This is a genomic window from Solirubrobacter soli DSM 22325, assembly GCF_000423665.1.
GTDB classification, from domain to species: domain Bacteria; phylum Actinomycetota; class Thermoleophilia; order Solirubrobacterales; family Solirubrobacteraceae; genus Solirubrobacter; species Solirubrobacter soli.
This window is the reverse complement of the sequence record NZ_AUIK01000033.1, coordinates 34,734-56,257: the sequence shown is the minus strand read 5'-3', so window position 1 is coordinate 56,257 and position 21,524 is coordinate 34,734. Positions and strand designations below refer to the sequence as shown.

Below are 21,524 nucleotides of genomic sequence, written 5' to 3'. Positions count from 1 at the left end.
GGTCACAGCCTGGCCACATCTCGTTCACACCCTCGCCAGGTCCTCATGGGCCTGCAGTTCTTCCCACGCGGCGGTTCGGCGCAGGTCGCGCGCAACCTCGCCCACTCGCTTCCGGGCACCGGGTGGGAGACGACGATCCTCAGCGGCTCGATCACCCACGACGACACGTTCGGCGACGCGGCGCACTTCTACCGCGGCCTCGACGTCCGTCCCGTCGACATGACCCGCGCCCTGCACGCGCGCGACCCGATGGCCGCCGACCCGCCGCTGCATCCCTCCTACGAGGATCGGCTCGACGCCCCGGATCGCTGCTTCGCCATGCTCGACGACGATGAGACCGAGCACCAGGTCGTCGCCTGGGCCAAGGCGCTGCAGTCGGCCGGTGCCGCGCACGCCGACGTCCTGCACCTGCATCACCTGACGCCGCTCTACGAGGCCGCCCGGCGGGTCGCGCCGGACGTCCCGGTCGTCGGCCACCTGCACGGCACCGAGCTGCTGATGCTCGAGGCGATCGACCACGACCCGTACCGCTGGGCGCACGGCGAGGCCTGGGCGGAGCGGATGCGGGGCTGGGCCGAGCAGGCGCACCGGCTGATCGTCCTCACCGAGACCGCCTGCGACCGCGCGGCCACCGTCCTCGGTATCGATCCGCGCCGCTGCGCGACGGTCCCCAACGGCTTCGACCCTGAGCGCTTCGGCCCGCGGGCGGTCGACCGCGTCGCGGTCCACCGGAAGCTGGGCGTCGAGATCGAAGACGACACGCCGGTCCTGCTCTACGTCGGCCGCTTCACCGAGGTCAAGCGCATCCCGCTGCTGATCGAGGCCTACGAGCGCGCCCGCCCGGGCTTCAGCCGGCGCGCGCCGCTGGTGATCGTCGGCGGCTTCCCGAACGAGTTCGAAGGCGAACACCCGGACGACGCGATCGCGCGCACGGGCGCGCGTGATGTCCACCTCACCGGGTGGCACGACCACAGCGAGCTGCCCGACATCCTCAACGCTTCGGACGCGCTCGTCCTGTCCTCGGTGCGCGAGCAGTTCGGGCAGGTGATCGTGGAGGCGATGGCCTGCGGGCTTCCCGCCATCGCGGTCGACGCGTACGGCCCGGCGGAGATTGTCGACCACGGCGAAACCGGCTGGCTGGTCGAGCCCGACGACATCTCATCGCTCGCCAACGCGCTCGTCGAGGCCGTGAACCGTCCGGGCGAGCGCCGCCGGAGGGGCGCGAACGCCGCCCGCAGAGCGCATGATCACTACGCCTGGCCTTCGCTCGCGCGGCGGGTCGCCGAGATCTACGACGACGCCGTTGACGCAACATCGTTGCGCGAAAATGCCGCTTTGAGCGGCTGATCGCTGCGTTCGACGCATGACACAGCGGCTCGGGCGTTTGGCGCAGGCCGACCCCACTGCTACCGTTTTCGCTCCCTTCCGAGCCCTCGGATGGGGCTTCGCGTCCCCCCACCCGTCGCCCGCTTATGCCTCAGCGTCCCAGTGGCCCCGTCGGCCTCTACGATCCGTCCTACGAGCACGACGCCTGTGGCGTCGCGATGGTTGCCAAGCTCGATGGCAAGCCGTCGCACGAGACCGTAGAGCGAGCCATCGTCGCGCTCGAGAACCTCGAACACCGAGGTGCCGCGGGCGCGGATCCCAATACCGGAGACGGCGCTGGAATCCTTCTCCAGCTGCCTGACGAGTTCTTCCGCGGCGAGATCACGGAGGACCTGCCGCCGCCCGGCGCCTACGGCGTCTGCGTGTGCTTCCTCCCAGTCGACGAGGCCAGGCGGGCGCAGCTCGAGCAGCTGCTCGAGGACACCGTGCGCGCCGAGGGCCAGCGGGTCGTCGCCTGGCGCGACGTCCCGGTCGACAAGGACTACGTCGGCATCACGGCCAACCTCTACGCGCCGTACATCAAGCAGCTGGTCGTGGCCGCGTCCGACGAGCTCGCGACCGACCAGGACGCGTTCGAGCGCAAGCTCTACGTGATCCGCCGCGTGGCCGAGATCGCCGCCGGCCCGGAGCTCGTGATCCCGAGCTTCTCCAGCCGGACCATCGTCTACAAGGGCATGCTCACGAGCCCGCAGGTGATGGGGTACTTCCCGGACCTCGCGGACCCGCGCACGAAGTCCGCGCTGGCGCTCGTGCACTCGCGCTTCTCGACGAACACGTTCCCGTCGTGGGAGCTCGCGCACCCGTACCGGATGATCGCCCACAACGGCGAGATCAACACGCTGCGCGGGAACGTCAACTGGATGCGCGCCCGCGAGTCCCAGCTCGCGTCCGAGCTGTTCGGCGACGACCTGCAGAAGGTCCTCCCGATCGTGCGCCCGGGCGGCAGCGACTCCGCGACGTTCGACAACGTCCTCGAGCTGCTCGTGCTGGCCGGCCGCAGCCTGCCGCACGCGGTGATGATGATGATCCCGGAGGCCTACCAGAACCGGGACGACATCCCCGAGGACCTGAAGGGCTTCTACGCGTTCCACTCCTGCCTGATGGAGCCGTGGGACGGCCCGGCCGCGGTCGCGTTCACCGACGGCCGCGTGATCGGCGCGACCCTGGACCGCAATGGCCTGCGCCCCGGCCGCTGGCTGGAGACCGAGGACGGCTGGGTCGTGCTCGGCTCGGAGACCGGCGTGATGGACGAGCCGGCCGCCAACGTCAAGCGCAAGGGCCGCCTGCAGCCCGGCAAGCTGTTCCTCGTCGACCTCGAGCGCGGCGTGATCGTCGACGACTCCGACGTCAAGCGCGAGGTCACCGGCAAAGCGCCGTACACGCAGTGGTTCCAGGAGGGCATCGTCCACCTCGCGGACCTCCCGCCCGCCCCGGAGCTGCCCACGCCCGCCGAGCCCCTGCACGAACGCCAGCGCGCGTTCGGGTTCACGCAGGAGGACCTGCGGGTCCTGCTCGCGCCGACCGCGGCGAAGGCGGAGGAGCCGATCGGCTCGATGGGCAACGACGCCGCGCTCGCCGTGCTGTCGGACCGCGAGCCCCCGCTGTTCAGCTACTTCAAGCAGCTCTTCGCCCAGGTCACCAACCCGCCGATCGACCCGATCCGCGAGGCGATCGTGATGAGCGTGGGGAGCGGGGTCGGCTCCGAGCACAACCTGCTCACCGAGGGGCCGGAGCACGCCCACCAGCTGTCGATGCAGACGCCGATCCTGTTCGACCGCGAGCTCCAGCAGCTGCGCCACGTCGACAGCTCGGTGTTCAAGGCGCACACGGTCGACATCACGTGGCCGATCGCCGAGGGCCCGGACGGGATGGTCAAGGCGCTCGAGCGCGCCTGCGCGGAGGCCGACGCGGCGCTCGCCGACGGCACCAACATCCTCATCCTCTCCGACCGCGCGGTCAGCCCCGAGCGGGCGCCGATCCCGGCGCTGCTGGCGGTCGCGGGCGTGCATCACCACCTGGTGCGCGAGGGCACGCGCCTGCAGACCGGCCTCGTGCTCGAGTCCGGCGAGCCGCGCGAGGTCCACCACTTCGCGACGCTGATCGGCTACGGCGCATCGGCGATCAACCCGTACCTGATGTTCGAGTCGCTCCAGACGCTGGTCGACGAGGGCCGCGTCCCGGGTGTGACCGACTTCGAGACCGCGCAGTGGAACGTCGTCAAGGGCATCGCCAAGGGGCTGCTCAAGACGATCTCCAAGATGGGCATCTCGACGATCCAGTCCTACAACGGGGCGCAGATCTTCGAGGCCGTCGGCCTGGCGCCGTCGCTGATCGAGCGCTACTTCGTGGGCACCGCCTCGCGGATCGGCGGCATCGACGCGGACATCCTCGCCCGCGAGACGCTGGACCGGCACGCGCGCGGCTTCGGGCTGCACTCGAGCGACGACCTGCTGCCCGTGGGCGGCGTCTACGCGTGGCGCCGCGAGGGCGAGCACCACATGTGGAACCCGGAGACGATCGCGCTCCTGCAGCACTCCGTCCGCCACGGCGGGCAGCCGACCTACGACGAGTACTCCAAGCTCGTCAACGAGGACGCCGCGCGCCGCGCGACCCTGCGCGGGCTGCTGAAGTTCAAGGAGCTGCCCGAGGAGGAGTGGCTGTCGCTGGACGAGGTCGAGTCGGCGGCGGAGATCGTCAAGCGGTTCGTGACCGGCGCGATGTCGCTCGGCTCGATCAGCCGCGAGACGCACGAGACGCTCGCGATCGCCATGAACCGGCTCGGCGGCAAGTCGAACACCGGCGAGGGCGGCGAGGACCCGGTGCGCTTCAAGCCGGACCCGAACGGCGACCAGCGCCGCTCGGCGATCAAGCAGGTCGCCTCCGGCCGCTTCGGGGTCAACATCAACTACCTCGTCAACGCCGACGAGCTGCAGATCAAGATGGCCCAGGGCGCCAAGCCCGGCGAGGGCGGCCAGCTGCCCGGCCACAAGGTCGACCGCTACATCGGCTCGATCCGCTTCACCACGCCCGGCGTGGGCCTGATCTCGCCGCCGCCGCACCACGACATCTACTCGATCGAGGACCTCAAGCAGCTGATCTACGACCTGCGCTGCGCCAACCCGGGCGCGCGGGTGTCGGTCAAGCTCGTGTCCGAGGTCGGCGTGGGCACGGTCGCCGCGGGTGTGGCCAAGGCCAACGCGGACCACGTGCTGATCGCCGGCCATGACGGCGGCACCGGCGCGTCGCCTTTGAGCTCGATCCAGGCGGCCGGCGTGCCGTGGGAGATCGGCCTGGCCGAGACCCAGCAGACGCTCGTCCTGAACGACCTGCGGTCGCGCATCTGGGTGCAGACGGACGGCCAGCTCAAGACCGGCCGCGACGTCGTCGTCGCCGCGCTGCTGGGCGCCGACGAGTGCGGCTTCTCGACCGCGCCGCTGATCGCGACGGGCTGCATCATGATGCGCGCCTGCCACCTGAACACGTGTCCGGTGGGCATCGCGACGCAGGACCCGGAGCTGCGCAAGCGCTTCAAGGGCCAGCCGGAGCACGTCGTGAACTTCTTCTTCTTCGTGGCCGAGGAGGCGCGCCAGATCATGCGCCGGCTCGGGATCGCGAAGTACGAGGACCTGGTCGGGCGCGTCGATCTGCTGGCGGCGGACGACGCGATCGAGCACTGGAAGGGCCGTGGCGTCGACCTGACCCACGTCCTGGCGGCGCCGCCCGTGACCGACGACGCCCCGCGCCGGCGTGTGCGCCCGCAGGACTCGCCGCTCCCGGGCGCGCTGGACTGGACGCTGATCGAGGCGGCCAAGGACGCGATCGACCATCGGATGCGGATCACCGGGACCTTCGACGTGCGCAACGTCAACCGGACCGTCGGCGGCTTGCTGTCGAGCGCGGTGACCAAGGTGCACGGCGCCACCGGTCTGCCGCCCGGGACGATCAAGTTCACGCTCAACGGCTCCGCGGGGCAGTCGTTCGGCGCCTGGCTCGCGCCCGGTGTCGAGCTGTCGCTGCTCGGCGACGCCAACGACTACACGGGCAAGGGCCTGTCCGGCGGCGTGCTGTCGGTCCGCCCGCCCGAGGGCACGACCTTCAAGGCCGAGGAGAACGTCGTCATCGGCAACACCGTGCTCTACGGGGCGACGAGCGGCCGCGCGTTCTTCCGCGGCCTCGCGGGCGAGCGCTTCGCCGTGCGCAACAGCGGTGCGAGCGCCGTCGTCGAAGGCGTGGGCGACCATGGCTGCGAGTACATGACCGGCGGACGCGCGGTCGTCCTCGGCCGCACGGGCCGCAACTTCGCGGCGGGCATGAGCGGCGGCGTCGCCTACGTGCTCGACAGCGACGGCACGTTCGAGTCGCGCTGCAACATGGGTCTGGTCGGCTTCGACGAGATCTCCGAGGCCGACGCGATCGAGCTGCACGGCCTGATCGAGGAGCACGCCGAGCGGACCGGTTCGCCCGTCGCGGCGGGCATCCTGGCGGACTGGACGACGTTCCTGCCGCAGTTCAAGAAGGTCATGCCGCACGACTACAAGCGTGCGCTGCTCGAGCTCGAGGCCGAGCACGAGCACGAGATCGAGCCGGCGGAGTCGACCGGCGGCGAAGGGTTCGTCACGACGGAGCGGAGCGCCTGATGGGCAAGGTCGGAGGCTTTCTCGAGATCTCGCGTGTCGAGTCTCCCGAGCGCGATCCGAAGGCGCGGGTCTCGGACTTCGAGGAGTTCGTCGAGACGCTCCCGGTCGACGGGCTGCGCGAGCAGGGCGCCCGCTGCATGGAGTGCGGGGTGCCGTTCTGCCACAACGGCTGCCCGCTGGGCAACCTGATCCCGGACTGGAACGACCTCGTCTACCGCGACCGCTGGCGCGAGGCGATCGTCCAGCTGCACGCCACGAACAACTTCCCGGAGTTCACGGGCCGGCTCTGCCCGGCGCCGTGCGAGGCGGCGTGCGTGCTGGAGATCCGAGAGGGCGACGCGGTCTCGATCAAGCAGATCGAGGTCTCGATCGTCAACCGCGCGTGGGACGAGGGCTGGATCGTGCCGCAGCCGCCGCGGGTCGAGACCGGTCGCACGGTCGCGGTCATCGGCGCCGGCCCGGCGGGCCTGGCGGCGGCGCAGCAGCTGCGCCGGGCGGGGCACACGGTCACGGTCTACGAGCGCGACGAGTCCGGCGGCGGGCTGGTCCGCTTCGGCGTCCCGCACTTCAAGATCGAGAAGTGGGTGATCGAGCGCCGGCTCGAGCAGCTGCGCGCGGAAGGCGTCGAGTTCCGCTACGGCGTCGACGTCGGGGTCGACATCTCCGCCCACGCGTTGCGTGCCGCGCACGACGCGGTGGTCATCGCCACCGGCTCGCGCGTCCCGCGCGACCTGCCCGTCCCCGGCCGCGAGCTGGACGGCGTGCACTACGCGATGGAGTACCTCTACGACCGCGCGCGCGTGCTCGAGGGCAACCCGCCCGAGAACCCGATCACGGCCGCGGGCAAGCACGTCCTGGTCGTGGGCGGCGGCGACACCGGTGCGGACTGCGTCGGCCACTCGCACCGCGAGGGAGCGGCGTCGGTCACGCAGATCGAGCTGCTCGGCGAGCCGCCCGAGCGGCGCCCGGACGACCTGACCCCGTGGCCGCGCTGGCCCGTGAAGCTGCGCACCTCCTACGCGTTGAAGGAAGGCGGCGAGCGCGACTTCGCGATCTCCACGACGCAGCTGACCGGCAACGGTCGCGTGGAGGAGGTCCACTGGGTGCAGAACAGCGGCAAGCCGCCGTTCGAGGCGATCGCCGGCACCGAGGAGACCCGTCCCGCGCAGCTCGTGCTGCTGGCGATGGGCTTCCTGCACCCGGAGCAGCCGCTGCTGGAGGCGTTGGGCGTCGAGACCGACGCGCGCGGCAACGCGCGCGCCGGCGCGTACGCCACGTCGGCCGAGGGCGTCTTCGCCGCCGGCGACGCCCGCCGCGGCCAGTCGCTGATCGTGTGGGCGATCAACGAGGGCCGCCAGGCCGCCCGGGTGGCCGATCGCTACCTGCGCAACCTCCCGGAGCGCGACCCGCGCGACGAAGAGTCCGCGGGGACGTCCGAGCGCTTCGGCTCGGCCGATCTCGGCGCCGATCCGCCGAACGAAGCCAGCAACACCTAGCCAACCTAAAGGGGCCTGACCCCTTTAGGTTGACATGAGCACTGCATGAGCGGGAGGCTCCCGCTCATGCAGATGCGTTCACTCGGCGCGGCCGTACTCGCGGCCGGCGCACTCCTGGGTGGTGCCGGGCCCGCGCTCGCCACCGGCGGTGGTGGCAACGACACCTCGGCGAGGCTGCGCAAGGCGGTGACCGTGGAGGGCATCAAGCTCCACGAGGCGGCGTTCAACCTGGCGGCGATCGCGACCGGCGGCAATCGGCTGGCCGGAACGCGCGGACACGAGTTGTCGGCCGACTACGTCGCTCTGCAGGCGCGGCTCGCCGGCCTGTCCGTCTCGCGCCAGGACTTCGAGTACGACCTCTTCGCGCTCGGCGACTGGAAGCCGCCGGTGCTCGACATCAAGCGCGGCAAACACTACGTCCCGGGCATCGCGGGGTCGATCCCGGGCGGCGACTTCGGCTCGATGGTCAACTCGCCCTCGGCGGACGTCACGGCGCCGGTGTGGGCGGCCGACCTGAAGCTCCCCTCGCCGGCGGCGAACACGTCGACCTCGGGCTGCGAGGACGCGGACTTCGCCGGCATGCCGAAGGGTGCGATCGTCCTGCTCCAGCGCGGCACCTGCGCGTTCCTGGACAAGTGGCTGCGGGCGCAGGCGCAGGGCGCCGGAGCGATCGTCCTGATCAACGAGGGCGACTCGCCCGCCCGCACCGACCCGCTGTGGTTCGACCTCGACGGCGCGGGGATCACGGTGCCGATGCTCGCCTCGCAGATCGCGACCGTCCAGGAGATCGCCGGTGGCGTCTCCCAGGGGCTCGTCGGCAAGACCGCGCGGGTGCGTGTCGAGTACCGCGTCGGCATGACGCCGACCGAGAACGTGATCGCCGAGACGCGCGGCGGCGACCCGAACAAGGTCGTCGTGGTCGGCGCGCACCTCGACAGCGTCGGCCCCGGCCCGGGCATCAACGACAACGGCTCCGGCTCGGCCGCGCTGGTCGAGTTCGCCCGGGGCCTGCAGGGCGCGAAGCTCAAGAACAAGGTCCGCTTCATCTGGTTCAGCGCGGAGGAGTCCGGGCTGCTCGGCTCGGAGGCCTACGTGGCGTCGCTGCCGGAGGCCGAGCGGGCCAAGATCGCGGCGATGCTCAACTTCGACATGATCGGCTCGCCCAACTTCGTCAACTTCATCTACGACGGCGACCTCTCGGACTCGCCGCCGATCGACGACGCGACGTTCGCGCCGGCCGCGCGGCCGTTCTCGGCGACGATCGAGAAGATCTTCCTCGACTACTTCAAGGCGCAGCGGCTCCCGAACGAGCCGACGGCGTTCGACGGGCGCTCCGACTACGGCCCGTTCATCGCCGCGGGCATCCCGGCGGGCGGCCTGTTCACCGGCGCCGAAGGGCTCAAGACGCCCGAGCAGGCGGCGATCTTCGGCGGCGTGGCCGGCGAGCAGTACGACGGGTGCTACCACCTCGGCTGCGACGACTTCTTCAACCTGTCCAACAAGGCGTTGGACGTCAACTCGGACGCGGCCGCGCACGCGCTGATCACGCTCGCGCAGGGCGCGATCCCCAGTCGCCCGGCGCTCACGCCGTCGGTGCAGCGGCGCGCGGGCGGCACGCGTCACTCGCACATCCCGGACCCGACGCCGCTGGAGGCGACGACCACGTAGGCTCCGGCCTATGCGCAATGTCCTGATCACGGGGTGCTCGACCGGGATCGGGCGCGCGACGGCCCTGCGGCTGGCCCGCGGTGAGTGGACGGTGTTCGCCACCGCGCGCCAGCCGGCGACGCTCGACGAGCTCGAGGCGGCCGGCTGCCGGACGCTCGCGCTCGACGTCACCAGCGAGGACTCGATGCAAGCCGCGCTGGCGCAGGTCGACGGGGGCGTCGACGTGCTCGTCAACAACGCCGGCTACTCGCAGTCGGGGGCGCTCGAGACGCTCTCGATGGACTCCGTGCGCCGCCAGTTCGAGACCAACGTGTTCGGGCTGCTGCGACTCACCCAGCTCGTCCTTCCGGGGATGCGCGCGAAGGGGGAGGGGACGATCGTCAACGTCTCCTCGATGGGCGGCAGGCTGACGTTCCCGGGCGGCGGCGCCTACCACGCGACCAAGTACGCGGTCGAGGCGCTGAGCGACGCGCTGCGGATGGAGGTCAAGCGCTTCGGCATCGACGTCGTCTGCGTCGAGCCGGGGCTGATCCGCACCGAGTTCGGCGCGACGGCCGCGGGCGGGGTGGAGGAGTCCGGGCCGTACGCCGACTTCAACGCCTCGGTCGCGAAGTCGACCCGCGACGTCTACACCGGCCCGCTCTCGCGCTTGGGCGGCGATGCGGACAGCGTCGCGGAAGCGATCGAGAAGGCGCTCGCCAAGCCGCGCCCGCGGGTCCCGGTCACCGCCTCCGCCCGCTTCTTCATGGGCCTGCACGCCGTCCTCCCGGACCGCGTCTGGGACAAGGTCGTGGGCGCGTCGTTCAAGTGAACGCCGAGGACTTCGTCGCCGCCCAGGACCGCGTCTGGCCGGCGGTGCTGGACGAGCTGCGGGCGGGGCGCAAGACCTCGCACTGGATGTGGTTCGTGTTCCCGCAGCTCGCCGGCCTCGGGCACAGCCCGATGTCCAAGCGGTACGCGCTGGCCGACGCCGGCGAGGCGCGCGAGTTCTACGCCCACCCCGTCCTCGGCCCACGCCTGCGCGAGTGCTGCGAGCTCCTGCTCACCCACACCGGCCTCTCCGCGTTCGACATCTTCGGCGGCATCGACGCGATGAAACTCCGCTCCTCGATGACCCTCTTCTCCGAAGCGACGGGGGACCCGCTCTTCGAGCGGGTCCTAAGCGAGTTCGGCGACGGCGGCCAGTAGCCGCTCGGCGTCGGACGCGTCGTTGTAGTGCAGGAAGCCGGCGCGGATGCCGCCGTGCGGGGCGAGGCCGAGGACCCGCTCGAGCTCCCACGCGTAGTAGTTGCCGTCCCAGACCGCGATCTCGCGCTCGTTGAGGTGCTTGGCGACCTCGGTCGGGTGGTGGCCGGCGACGGTGAACATCAGCGTCGGCGCGCGGTCGGCGGCGTTGCCGTAGAGCGTGACGTGGTCCATCGCGCCCAGGCCGTCGAGGGCGGACTTCAGGAGCGCCTGCTCGTGCGCGTGGACGGCGTCGAAGTCCAGCTCGAGCATGTACTCGGCGGCGGCGCGCACGCCCGCGAGCGACTCGAACGGCAGCGTCCCGAGCTCCCACCGGTCCGGTGACTCCTCCGGCGACGGGTTGAGCTTGTCGGGGCGGTAGGCCGACATGACCTCGGGCTTGCCGCAGAGCATCGCGACGTGCGGGCCGAACCACTTGTACGCGCTGCAGCCGATCACGTCGGCGTCCAGCGCGGTCAGGTCGTTGCGACGGTGCGGGGTCGCGTGGACGGCGTCGATGTAGACACGCGCGCCGACCGCGTGGGCGGCGGCGACGATCCCCTCCAGGTCCGGGACGGAGCCGATGGCGTTGGACGCCGCGGTCACGGCCACCCACTTGGTGCGCTCGGACAGCACCGCCTGGACCGCCGAGGCGGGCAGCTCGAGGGTTCCCTCCAGCGGCTCGGCGAAGCGCACGACCGCACCCGCCCGCTCCGCCGCGATCACCCACGGGCGAACGTTGGAGTCGTGATCCAGCCGCGTGCACACGATCTCGTCGCCCGGCGAGAGCGAGCGCACGACCGTCGCCGCGAAACGCATCGTCAGCGCGGTGAACGACGGGCCGAACACGACGCCCGACGCCTCGCCCCCGAGCAGCGTCGCGCACGCGACGCGCGTCGACTCGACCAGCTCGTCGGTCTCATGCGCCTGCTTGAACACGCCGCCGTGGTTGGCCTGCGAGCCCGAGCGCATCCAGTCGGCCATCGCTTCGATCACGGGATCGGCGATCTGCGAGCCGGCGGGCCCGTCCAGGCGCGCCCACCCGTCGCGCAGCGCGGTGAAGCGATCGCGGTTCATAGATCGGAGACCTCCTGGGCCAGGTCGATGTCGTGTTCGTAGGTCAAGAGCTCGGTGGCCTCGGAGGCCGGCAGCCAGCGCAGCTCGTCGACCTCTTCGTTGGGTTCGAAGGCATCGCCGTCCTCGACCGGCGTCATCAGCCAGTAGCGGACCGCCTTCGGACGCCCCTTGCGGTCGTCGTAGAACGTGGGCGAGAGCTCCTCGCCGAGCTCGCAGCGCAGCCCGGTCTCCTCCCAGACCTCGCGCAGCGCGCAGTCCTCCCAGGACTCGCCGGGATCGAGCTTGCCCTTCGGCAGCGACCAGTCGTCGTAGCGGGGGCGATGCACGATCGCGATGCTGCCGTCGTCGCGGCGGATGACGCCGCCCGCGGCCTTGACCTCTGCGTCCTCGGGGTTCATACAGCGCCGCACCATAACGCCGCGTGCAAAAATGACGCCTGTGTCACTTTCAGTGTGCGTGATCGGCGCCGGGTCATCCGGGATCGCGGCCGTCAAAGCCCTGAGTCAGCGCGGGATCGCGTTCGACTGCTTCGAGAAGTCCGACCGCGTGGGCGGGAACTGGGTCTTCCGCAACACCAACGGGATGTCGAGCGCCTACTGGTCGCTGCACATCAACACCTCGCGCGACCGGATGGCCTACTCGGATTTCCCGATGCCGGCCGACTATCCGGACTTCCCGCACCACACGCAGGTCGCCGCGTACTTCGACGCGTACGTCGACCACTTCGGGCTGCGCGAGAAGATCACGTTCGAGACCGGGGTGGAGCGCGCGGAGCCGCACGAGGGCGGCTGGCGGGTGACGCTCGACACAGGGGAGACGCGTGACTACCGCGCGCTGCTGGTCGCCAACGGCCACCACTGGGACCCGCAGTGGCCGGAGCCCGCGTTCCCCGGGTCGGACGAGTTCGCCGGGGTCCAGCTGCACTCGCACCACTACACGGGCGACGATCCGGAGCTGTTCGCGGACAAGCGGGTCGTCGTGCTCGGCATGGGCAACTCGGCGATGGACATCGCGGTCGAGGCGACGCAGACCGCGGAGAAGGTGTTCCTCAGCGCGCGCCGCGGCGCGTGGATCGTCCCCAAGTACGTCTTCGGGCGTCCGCTCGATCAATACGTAACTGCGCCACGAATCCCCCTGCGGATCCGTCAACGGTTCATGCAGACCACGCTGCGCGCCGCGATCGGCGACATGCAGCGGTACGGGCTGCCGAAACCCGACCACCGCCCGCTCGAGGCCCATCCGACGATCTCGGACACGATCCTCACGCGGCTCACCCACGGGGACATCACATGCAAACCGAACATCGCGCGGCTGACCACGGACAGCGTGGTCTTCGCGGACGGAACCGAAGAGCGCGCGGACGTCGTGATCTACGGCACCGGCTACAAGGTCAGCTTCCCGTTCTTCGACCCGGCGCTCGTGTCGGCGCCCGGCAACGAGCTGCCGCTCTACAAGCGCGTGTTCCATCCGCAGCTGCCCGGCCTGTACTTCATCGCGCTGCTGCAGCCGCTGGGCGCGACGATGCCGCTGGCCGAGGCGCAGTCGGAGTGGATCTGCGATCACCTGACCGGGCGCTACACGCTTCCGCCGCGGGCGGAGCTGCTCGCGGACACGACGCGCGAACGAGCAGCGATGCGCCGCCGCTACGTCGCCTCCAAGCGCCACACGATGCAGGTCGACTACGACGACTACCTGTTCGAGCTCAAGCGCGAGCGCAAGCGGGGGGCGGCGCGGCCATGAGCCGCCGCGAGGCCACCAAGGAGGCCAACCGCGCGGCGCTGCTCGCCGCCGCCCGCGACGCCTTCGCCGAGTACGGCTACTCCGCGACCGGGGTCCGTGACGTGGTGCGCCGCACCGACCTCGCCTCCGGCACCTTCTACAACTACTTCGAGAGCAAGGAAGCGATCTTCGCGGCCGTGCTGGAGGAGGTGGGCGGGCAGGCCCGCGCGCGTGTCCGCGACGCCCGCCTGGCGGCGTCGCCGAGCGATTTCCTCGAGGCCGGCTTCCGCGCGTTCTTCGCCTTCATCGCCGCCGAGCCCGACACGTTCGCGTTCCTGGACCGCAACGCCGACGTCGTCCTGCCCGCGGCGCTCGACGAGCTCCGCGAGGACCTCGACGGCCGGCTCCGCGACGGCGTCGACGTCGACTACACGGCGCACGCGATGGTCGCCGTGGGGCTGCAGACCGGGCGCGTGATGCTGACCCGGGCTCCTGTCAACGTTGACGGAGCAACCGCCTTTGCAGCCGGTTTGTTCCGCGAGATCCTCCGCTAGCCTGGCCTGGCGATGCGTTCCCGTTTCACACTTCTCGCTGCCTGCGTACTCGCGCTGGCGGTGCCGTCCACCGCCTCGGCCGCCTTCACGGTCGGGATCTCCGAGAACCAGCCGGCGATGTTCGGCGACCCGCTGTTCCAGGGGGTGGGCTTCAAGCAGGCCCGGGTGATCGTCGGCTACGACGTCGCGCTCGACCCCAACGGCGCTGAAGCCGTCCGCCTGACGCAGTACCTCGCGTCGGCGCAGGCCCAGGGCATCGAGGTCCTCGTCTCGCTGCAGCACTCGCGCGGCGACACGTCCAAGTGCGACCAGAAGAAGAACATCGGCAAGGGCATCTGCAAGCTGCCGAGCCAGAAGCAGTACGAGACTGCGATCAAGGCGTTCTTCAAGCTGTTCCCCACGGTCAAGGTCATCTCGCCGTGGAACGAGGCCAACCACTTCACGCAGCCCACGTCGCGCAGCCCCGCGTCGGCGGCCAAGTTCACCAACTACGTCGCGTCGCAGTGCAAGGACTGCAAGATCGTCGTGGCCGACATCCTCGACCAGGCGGACGATCCCAAGGCCAAGAACCCCAAGTTCACGAAGACGGCCAAGTACATCAAGGACTTCCGCAAGGCCCTGAAGGTCCCGCGCACGATCTGCGGCATCCACAACTACTCCGACGTCAACCGCTTCCGGTCGACCGGCACCAAGGCGCTGATGAGCGCGCTCGGCTGCAAGGAGTACTGGCTGACCGAGACCGGCGGCCTGTATGACTTCGGGTCGTTCTGGTCGAAGTCGACCTACCACGGCTGCTCGAAGGCCTCGTCCTGCCAGTTGAAGGCGACGAAGTACATGTTCACGCAGGCCAAGGCCAACAAGAAGATCAAGCGCCTCTACGTCTACACGTGGTTCGGTGCGGTCACGCCCCGGTTCGACGCCGGGCTGGTCGCCGGTGGGGTCGCCCGCCCGGCGCTCGCCGAGATCAAGAAGTACGTGAAGCCCTAAGCAGCTTTCGACTGCTGCGTCTGGCCGTCCGCGAGCACGGCGGCCAGGCGCTCCAGCGCACGCTCGTTGCCCTTGCGCACCATCTTGCGCATGAGGGGGACGAGCGGCCGCTCCATCGCGGGCACCTTCTGCAGCGCGAACTCGAACTCGATGTGGGTGCCGCCGTTCGGGAGATCTGACAGCGTGTAGGTGCCGTGGGCGATCCGCTTGCCCTTGGCGCCGACCGAGCGCTCCCGGATCATCCGCCCGGGGTCGATCTCGAAGACCTCGATCTCCGCTTCGTCCGAGATCGCGCCCATCTTGGTGGTCACGTTGGCCTTGGAGCCGATGCCCGTGGCCGGCCCGGACACGCGCCAGTTGGTGAGCATGTGATCGGTGAAGGCCTCGTGGTTGGCCATCACGTCGAGGTGGTCGTACACGGCGCTGCGCGGCTGCGGGACGTCGATGGAGACGGTGACTGGCTGGGGAGGAGTCATGATGTACCACACGGTACACTTTTGATCGATGGCTGGCAAGGACCCCAGGGGGCGCCTCCTCGACGCCGCGATCGCGCACATCGCGTCGCGCGGCGTCAGCGACCTCAGCCTGCGTGAGCTCGCGGCGGCGATCGGCACCAGCCACCGGATGCTGATCCACCACTTCGGCGGCCGCGAAGGACTGTGGGTCGAGGTCATCCGCACGGTCGAGGAGCGCCAGCGGGCCGCGTTCGCCGCGGTCGTGCCCGACCCGGACGCGACCGCGGCCGACGTGCAGCGCCTGTGGTGGCGCCACATCTCCGACCCGTCCCTGTGGCCCAACGAGCGGCTGTTCTTCGAGCTCTACGGCCAGGCGCTGCAGGGGCGCCCGGGCACCGAGGAGCTGCTGGACGGGATCGTCGACGCGTGGCTGCCGTTCGCGACGGTCGCCCTGGAGGCGCTCGGGATGGCGCACGAGGAAGCGCTGGCCCATGCCCGGCTCGGCGTCGCCGTCACGCGCGGGCTGCTGCTCGACCTCCTCGCCACCTCCAACCGCGAGGCGGTCGACGCCGCGATGGAGGCCTACATCGACCTCATGGAACGAAAGATGGGGTCGGTTCTTACGAATCCCGACTAGATTCGGCGGATCGCAAGGACCCGGGTCATCCTGGCGGTGGTCGCCGCCGCAGCGCTCGCGCTGCCCGCCTCGGCGCGCGCGGACGCGCACGCCGTCGCGCTCGACTACGTGCGCGCGGAGCTGCCGCACGTGGATTTCGACACGCTCGCCCCGCCGGAGACGACGACGTCCGGCGGCGTGACCACCGTGACGTGGCGCCCGGAGGTCGACGGCATCCCGGCCGGCGATCACGAGCTGCGGGTCAACGTGTCGGGCGAGAAGGTGCTCAACGTCGCCGACGAGCCGCAGGACGTCTCGGCCGTGGACACGACGCCGGCGCTGACCTCGGGCGAGGCCGTGCGCGCGGCGCAGGACGCCGTCGGCGTCTATCGCTCGCTGCCGCGCACCAAGGGCCCGGCGGGGGCGACGCGCGCGACGGCGTATGGCGACGACGCGCAGTCGGCGCTCACGCTGTGGGGCGAGCGGCTCGCGTGGCGGGTGACGTACCGCGCGGCCTCGGACGCCGTCTGGGACGTGGTCGTCGACGCCGACACCGGCGACGTGCTCCACCGCGTGAACATGGTCAAGTCGGCGAAGGTGTGGGAGAACCACCCGGGCGCTGTCCCCGGCGGTACGGCGAACACCGTCGACCTCTCGCCGTGGCTGAGCCGCAACGACCAGCTGTTCGGGCCCAACGTGCACGCCTACGCGGACCTCAACGACGTCGGCAGCGGCACGGAGGTCGTGCCGGGCGACTACGACTTCGTCCCCGCGGGCAGTTGCGGCGCGGCGACGCCCTGCTCGTGGACGCCACCCGGCAACTACACGACCAACGTCAATCAGAGCTCGGTCCAGGCGTTCTACTTCGCCAACCGCTTCCACGACCACCTGGCGGCCCCGCCGATCAACTTCACCGACCGGCCGTTCGAGAACGGTGACCGGCTGCGGCTGGAGACGTTCGACGGCGCGGCCACAGGACCGGACTTCAATCACCGCAACAACGCGAACATGTACACGCCGCCGGACGGGACGTCGCCGATCATGCAGATGTACCTGTGGGGCGTGTCGAGCAGCTACCGCGCGGTCAACGGCGGCGATGACGCGTCGATCCTCTACCACGAGTACACCCACGGGCTCTCGAACCGGCTGATCCGCGACGCGGGCGGCGCGGGCGCGCTCAACACCGCCCAGGCGGGCGCGATGGGCGAGGGCTGGAGCGACTGGTACGCGAAGGACTTCCTCGTCGACCAGTTCCCGACGCTGGACAACACCGCCGTCAACGGCGACGTCCACATGGGCGCCTACACCGACGCGACCGCGAACTCGATCCGCAGCCAGGGCCTCGACTGCCCGGTGGGCGCGACCGCACCCGCTTGCCCGGGCAAGGGCACGGCGGGCGCCGGCGGCTACACCTACGGCGACTTCGGGAAGATCATCGGCGGGCCGGAGGTCCACTACGACGGCGAGATCTGGGCCGAGACGCTGTGGGACCTGCGCACGGCGCTCGGCACCACCGAGGCGGAGCGGGTGATCACGCAGGGGATGCGGCTCTCGCCGCCGGAGCCGACGTTCCTCGACGAGCGCGACGCGATCCTCGCCGCGGCCTCCGACGACACGGAGCGCGGCACGATCTGGACCGTCTTCGCCGCGCGCGGGATGGGCTACTACGCCTCCACCACAGGGTCCGACGACGTCGAGCCGGTCGAGGACTTCTCGCCGCCGCCGGCAGGCGGCCCGACCGGCACGATCGCGGGCCGGATCACGAACCTCGCGGGCGCGCCGCTGGCGGACGCCGAGGTCAAGCTCGGCCCGGTCGTGGCGGACGCGGACGGCGATGGCCGGTACTCCTTCGACGTCCCGCCGCGGACGTACGCGAACCTGATCGTCACCGCTCCGGGGTACGACCGCGTGCTGACGCCGGCGACGGTCACCGGCGGGCAGACGACGACGATCGACAAGGCGCTGCGCCGCGACTGGGCCGCGCAGACGGGCGGTGCGACGGTGAGCGGCGGCGACGACCTCGCGCCGCAGGGCTGCGGGGCGCTGGCGACGCTCGACCAGAACGCCGGGACGGCCTGGTCGGCGCCGAGGACCGGATCGCGGACGATGACGATCACGCTGCCGGCGGCGATCGACGTCGACCACTTCGAGGTCGACCCGGCCGAGGGATGCTTCGACTCCGAGGACGCGTCGGCTCGCGGCGTGACGATCGAGACCTCGCCGAACAACGCGACGTGGACGACCGCGGCGACGCCGTCGTTCGTCTTCGGCGACCGGCACCGGATGAACGTGGTCACGCCGACCGCGGGCAAGAGCGGCGTCCGCTACGTGCGGGTCACGATCAACAGCACGCTGACGGCGGGCTGGGACTACATGGACATGACCGCGTTCTCGGTCTACGCCGACGGGGCGGTCGTGACGCCGACGCCCACGCCGACCCCCACGCCCACCGCGACGGAGACCGCCACCCCGACGGCCACACCCATCGTCACCGCCACCCCCACCGCCACGCCCGTCGCGACCCCGGTGGTGACGCCGGCGCCGACGCCCGTGGCCAAGCCCTCCTTCAAGGCCGAGGCGTCCGGGAAGCGGTCCATCCGCGTGATCGCCCGCTGCCCGGTCGCGTGTCCCGTCACCGCCACGCTGACCGTCGACGCCGCGACCGCGCGGAAACTGCGCACGAAGAAGACGATCGCGACGTTCAAGGGGACGCTCAAGGGCAACCGGGTCTTCACGGTGAAGGTCCCGTCGAAGGCTCGCTGGTCGAAGGTCACGAGAATCGTCGCCACGTTGACGGTCCGTTCCGGTAGCGTCGTCGAACGCCGCCGCGTGACCATCAGACGTTGACCTCCCGCCACGCCTTCGCCGCCGTCGCGCTCGCGACCCTCGCCTTCCCGGCCGCCGCTCTCGCGGCCCCGGACGACGTCGCCATGCGCTACGTGCGCGAGCACCGGGCGGACCTCGGGCTCGACCTCGGCGACATCGCCGCGCTCGAGCCCCCCACCGTCACGACCGGTGGCAACGTCACCTCGGTCCGCTACCGGCAGGCCGTCGACGGGATCCCGACGGCCGACAGCGAGGTCCGGGTCGACCTCGCGCCCGACGGAAGCGTCCTCGACGTCGGCGGCGACCCGGTGCCCGACCTCGCCGCGAACACGACCCCACTGGTCACCGCGGGCGAGGCCGTGCGCGCGGTCCAGGCCGCCACCGGCAGCTTCCACGCCACGCCGATCGACAAGGTCGCCAAGGGCGCGACGCGCGCGACGACCTACGGCGACGGCTCTGAGGCCGAGCTCGCGCTCGACGACCGCCGCCTTGTCTGGAGGGTGACCTACCGCGAGTCCTCGACCGCGGTCTGGGACGCGTTCGTGGACGCCCGCACCGGCAACGTCCGCCGGCGGGTGAACATGGTCAAGTCCGCCACCAACGCCAAGGTCTGGGAGAACCATCCGGGCAACGGGATCGGCGGCACGGCGAACACCGTCGACCTCGAGACCAACGGCTGGCTGACGCCGGGCTCGACGCGGCTCTCCGGGCAGTTCGCCCGCACGTTCTCGGACCTCGACGACAGCGACACCGTGGGTCCCGGCGAGGAGGTCATCCCGGGGCAGTACACGCTCCAGACCAAGGGCGGCGCGAGCTGCACGGCCGCCAACCCGTGCTCGTGGAGCGGGGCCGGGACGAACTGGACCGACAACCGCGAGCAGAACGCGGTGCAGGCCTTCTACTTCGCCAACCGCTTCCACGACTGGCTCGCGGGCGGGGGGATCGGGTTCGACGGCTTCAAGGGCGTCGACCCGGTGATCGTGCAGACCGACGACGGCGCGGCGACCCTGCCCAACGCCGGCCACATCAACAACGCCAACATGCTGACGCTGCCCGACGGGCGCTCGCCGACGATGCAGATGTACCTGTTCGCCGGGTCGGGCTTCCGGGCGATGAACGGCGGCGACGACGGGTCGGTGCTCTACCACGAGTACACGCACGGCCTCTCGAACCGGCTCATCACCGACGCGGCCGGGCGCGGCGCGCTGAACTCGCCGCAGGCGGGCGCGATGGGTGAGGGCTGGAGCGACTGGTACGCCAAGGACTTCCTCGTCTCCCAGTTCCCCGCCCTGAACACCGCGGCCCAGAACGAGGTCGACATGGGCAGCTACACCGACGCGACGCCGCACACGCTGCGCACGCAAGGGCTCGACTGCCCGGTGGCGGCGACGATCGCATGCCCGGGGGCGGGGAGCGCCGGAGCGGGTGGCTACACGTACGGCGACTTCGGGCGCATCGACAGCGGGCCCGAGGTCCACGCCGACGGCGAGATCTGGGCGGAGACGCTGTGGGATCTGCGCGACGCGGTCGGGGCGGTCGCGGCGCGGCGGCTGATCACGGACGGCATGCGGCTGACCCCGCCCGAGCCGTCGTTCCTGGACGCGCGCAACGGGATCCTGCTCGCCGACCAGGCCGCCGGCGGCACCCAGCGCGCCACCATCTGGGGCGTCTTCCGCACCCGCGGGATGGGCTACTACGCGACCGCCGACCCGGCCACGGGCGCGCCGGCGCAGGACTTCTCGGCGCCGCCGGCCGCCGGCGACCCGCGCGGGACGATCACCGGCTCGATCACCGATGCCGTGACCGGCGCGCGCATCGGTGGCGCGAAGGTCGCGATCAACGGGCTCGCAGCCGGTCCGGACAGGCTGGCGACGACGACCGACGGCTCCGGCAACTACGCCATCACCGGCGTCCCCGCACGTATATTCCCGAGCCTCGTGATCAGTGCTCCCGGCTATGACCCCGTCTCCGTGCCGGTCACCGTGCCCGCGAGCGCGGCGGCCATCGTGAACCGGCCGCTCACCCGCAACTGGGCCGCGCTCCCCGGCGGCGCCATCGTCACCCCCGGCGCCGGCAGCGCCGACTACGCCGACCAGGGCTGCGGTCCCGACGCGGCGCTCGACCAGTCCCAGGGCAGCGGCTGGTCCACCGACGCCTCGGGCCTCGGCAAGTCGATCGTGGTCACGTTGCCGGGCCCCGTCGACGTCAGCGGCTTCGAGGCCGATCCGGCGGAGGCGTGCGGCGACGACGCGTCCTCGGCGACCGGGGCCTTCACGATCGAGACGTCGCAGTCGTCGCCGGCCGGCCCGTGGGCGATCGCCGCGGCGGGCACGTTCGGCTTCTCCGACCGCCACCGGCTCAACCAGATCCCAGCCTCGGCGGCGGGCGTGCGGCACGTGCGGCTGACGCTGCTCAGCGCGCAGGGCGGCGGCGGCTTCTTCGACATGACCGAGTTCGGCGTGCACGGCGCCCCGGCGGCCGCGGTCCAGGCGGTCCAGACGCCGGTCCCGACCCCCGTCCCGACGCCGACGCCGACCGGGCCTGAGCCGCCCGGCTTCATCTTCCCCCAGCGCGGCAAGACGACCGTCAAGTTCAAGGTCGTGTGCGCGCAGGTGTGCGACGTCAACGCGCAGCTGACCGTCGACCGGCCGACGGCGAAGAAGCTCGGGCTGGGCAAGAAGCTCGTCGCGGGCACGCTGACCCAGAAGGGCGTCAAGGCGGGCCGCACCGAGCTCACGCTGCGCCTGAACAAGAAGGCCAAGAAGGCGCTCCAGAAGGGCCCGAAGTCCCGCACCTACCGCGCCCGCATCAAGGCCACCGCGAACTACGCGGGCACCGCCCCGGTCTCCCGCTCCGCCCAGGTCACGCTGAAAAGGTAA

The 21,524-nt window shown here is 71.1% G+C and carries 15 protein-coding genes; 12 read left to right on the top strand and 3 right to left on the bottom strand.

All coding sequences use genetic code 11. The features are described 5' to 3' along the window. Window positions 1–45 precede the first annotated feature (45 nt). The 6 genes from G569_RS58920 (at window position 46) to G569_RS0125705 (ending at window position 10,375) form a co-directional block, all read left to right on the top strand. A complete protein-coding gene (locus G569_RS58920) occupies window positions 46–1,347 on the top strand; it encodes a glycosyltransferase family 4 protein (protein ID WP_053226979.1) in 1,302 nt (433 codons plus the stop codon). 125 nt (window positions 1,348–1,472) lie between these two features. Beyond that, window positions 1,473–6,023 carry a glutamate synthase large subunit gene (gene gltB / locus G569_RS51540; protein WP_053226978.1) on the top strand — a complete coding sequence of 1,517 codons (4,551 nt, stop codon included), beginning with the start codon at window positions 1,473–1,475 and terminating at the stop codon, window positions 6,021–6,023. Further along, the gene (locus G569_RS51535; RefSeq protein WP_064750449.1) at window positions 6,023–7,519 is read left to right on the top strand and encodes a glutamate synthase subunit beta; all 1,497 of its coding nucleotides are present in this window, start codon (window positions 6,023–6,025) and stop codon (window positions 7,517–7,519) included. The genes gltB and G569_RS51535 overlap by 1 nt, the downstream gene beginning before the upstream one ends. Before the next feature lie 66 nt (window positions 7,520–7,585). Further along, the gene (locus tag G569_RS51530) at window positions 7,586–9,187 is read left to right on the top strand and encodes a M28 family metallopeptidase (RefSeq protein ID WP_053226977.1); all 1,602 of its coding nucleotides are present in this window, start codon (window positions 7,586–7,588) and stop codon (window positions 9,185–9,187) included. Between the two features lie 10 nt (window positions 9,188–9,197). Continuing rightward, on the top strand, window positions 9,198–9,998 hold the full coding sequence (locus G569_RS0125710) for an SDR family NAD(P)-dependent oxidoreductase (protein WP_028065567.1): 801 nt from the start codon (window positions 9,198–9,200) through the stop codon (window positions 9,996–9,998). Further along, window positions 9,995–10,375, top strand: a complete 381-nt coding sequence (locus G569_RS0125705; RefSeq protein WP_028065566.1) for a DUF1810 domain-containing protein — start codon at window positions 9,995–9,997, stop codon at window positions 10,373–10,375. Before G569_RS0125710 ends, G569_RS0125705 begins: the two co-directional genes overlap by 4 nt. Here the strand turns inward: G569_RS0125705 and G569_RS0125700 are convergent. After that, window positions 10,346–11,488 carry a cysteine desulfurase-like protein gene (locus tag G569_RS0125700; protein ID WP_028065565.1) on the bottom strand — a complete coding sequence of 381 codons (1,143 nt, stop codon included), beginning with the start codon at window positions 11,486–11,488 and terminating at the stop codon, window positions 10,346–10,348. The two genes, G569_RS0125705 and G569_RS0125700, sit on opposite strands and share 30 nt — an antisense overlap. Beyond that, window positions 11,485–11,886: an NUDIX hydrolase gene (locus tag G569_RS0125695; RefSeq protein WP_028065564.1), complete on the bottom strand. Its 402-nt coding sequence runs from the start codon at window positions 11,884–11,886 to the stop codon at window positions 11,485–11,487. The genes G569_RS0125700 and G569_RS0125695 overlap by 4 nt, the downstream gene beginning before the upstream one ends. Before the next feature lie 40 nt (window positions 11,887–11,926). Here G569_RS0125695 and G569_RS51525 point away from each other — a divergent pair, with 40 nt between their 5' ends. Genes G569_RS51525 through G569_RS0125680 form a run of 3 tightly spaced genes read left to right on the top strand, consistent with a single transcriptional unit; the run spans window position 11,927 to window position 14,748 of the window. Beyond that, window positions 11,927–13,228 carry a flavin-containing monooxygenase gene (locus G569_RS51525; protein WP_245602556.1) on the top strand — a complete coding sequence of 434 codons (1,302 nt, stop codon included), beginning with the start codon at window positions 11,927–11,929 and terminating at the stop codon, window positions 13,226–13,228. Next, a complete protein-coding gene (locus G569_RS51520) occupies window positions 13,225–13,761 on the top strand; it encodes a TetR/AcrR family transcriptional regulator (RefSeq protein WP_053226975.1) in 537 nt (178 codons plus the stop codon). The genes G569_RS51525 and G569_RS51520 overlap by 4 nt, the downstream gene beginning before the upstream one ends. A gap of 12 nt (window positions 13,762–13,773) precedes the next feature. Then, window positions 13,774–14,748: a hypothetical protein gene (locus tag G569_RS0125680; RefSeq protein ID WP_157592311.1), complete on the top strand. Its 975-nt coding sequence runs from the start codon at window positions 13,774–13,776 to the stop codon at window positions 14,746–14,748. Here G569_RS0125680 and G569_RS0125675 read toward each other — a convergent pair. Beyond that, window positions 14,745–15,224 carry an SRPBCC family protein gene (locus G569_RS0125675; RefSeq protein ID WP_037499144.1) on the bottom strand — a complete coding sequence of 160 codons (480 nt, stop codon included), beginning with the start codon at window positions 15,222–15,224 and terminating at the stop codon, window positions 14,745–14,747. The genes G569_RS0125680 and G569_RS0125675 overlap by 4 nt on opposite strands. Before the next feature lie 28 nt (window positions 15,225–15,252). Here G569_RS0125675 and G569_RS0125670 point away from each other — a divergent pair, with 28 nt between their 5' ends. Genes G569_RS0125670 through G569_RS51510 form a run of 3 tightly spaced genes read left to right on the top strand, consistent with a single transcriptional unit; the run spans window position 15,253 to window position 21,524 of the window. Next, entirely contained in the window at window positions 15,253–15,840 is a 588-nt protein-coding gene (locus tag G569_RS0125670; protein WP_028065561.1) for a TetR family transcriptional regulator, read from the top strand. Between the two features lie 36 nt (window positions 15,841–15,876). Continuing rightward, on the top strand, window positions 15,877–18,666 hold the full coding sequence (locus tag G569_RS51515; protein ID WP_053226974.1) for a M36 family metallopeptidase: 2,790 nt from the start codon (window positions 15,877–15,879) through the stop codon (window positions 18,664–18,666). Continuing rightward, window positions 18,663–21,524, top strand: coding sequence for a M36 family metallopeptidase (locus tag G569_RS51510; RefSeq protein WP_053226973.1), 2,862 nt, complete (start codon window positions 18,663–18,665; stop codon window positions 21,522–21,524). Before G569_RS51515 ends, G569_RS51510 begins: the two co-directional genes overlap by 4 nt.

Coding starts and splice junctions, on each gene's coding strand:
- G569_RS58920 (WP_053226979.1), top strand. CDS start 46: ATGGGCCTGCAGTTCTTCCCACGCGGCGGTTCGGCGCAGGTCGCGCGC.
- gltB (WP_053226978.1), top strand. CDS start 1,473: ATGCCTCAGCGTCCCAGTGGCCCCGTCGGCCTCTACGATCCGTCCTAC.
- G569_RS51535 (WP_064750449.1), top strand. CDS start 6,023: ATGGGCAAGGTCGGAGGCTTTCTCGAGATCTCGCGTGTCGAGTCTCCC.
- G569_RS51530 (WP_053226977.1), top strand. CDS start 7,586: ATGCAGATGCGTTCACTCGGCGCGGCCGTACTCGCGGCCGGCGCACTC.
- G569_RS0125710 (WP_028065567.1), top strand. CDS start 9,198: ATGCGCAATGTCCTGATCACGGGGTGCTCGACCGGGATCGGGCGCGCG.
- G569_RS0125700 (WP_028065565.1), bottom strand. CDS start 11,488: ATGAACCGCGATCGCTTCACCGCGCTGCGCGACGGGTGGGCGCGCCTG.
- G569_RS0125695 (WP_028065564.1), bottom strand. CDS start 11,886: ATGAACCCCGAGGACGCAGAGGTCAAGGCCGCGGGCGGCGTCATCCGC.
- G569_RS51520 (WP_053226975.1), top strand. CDS start 13,225: ATGAGCCGCCGCGAGGCCACCAAGGAGGCCAACCGCGCGGCGCTGCTC.
- G569_RS0125680 (WP_157592311.1), top strand. CDS start 13,774: ATGCGTTCCCGTTTCACACTTCTCGCTGCCTGCGTACTCGCGCTGGCG.
- G569_RS0125675 (WP_037499144.1), bottom strand. CDS start 15,224: ATGACTCCTCCCCAGCCAGTCACCGTCTCCATCGACGTCCCGCAGCCG.
- G569_RS0125670 (WP_028065561.1), top strand. CDS start 15,253: ATGGCTGGCAAGGACCCCAGGGGGCGCCTCCTCGACGCCGCGATCGCG.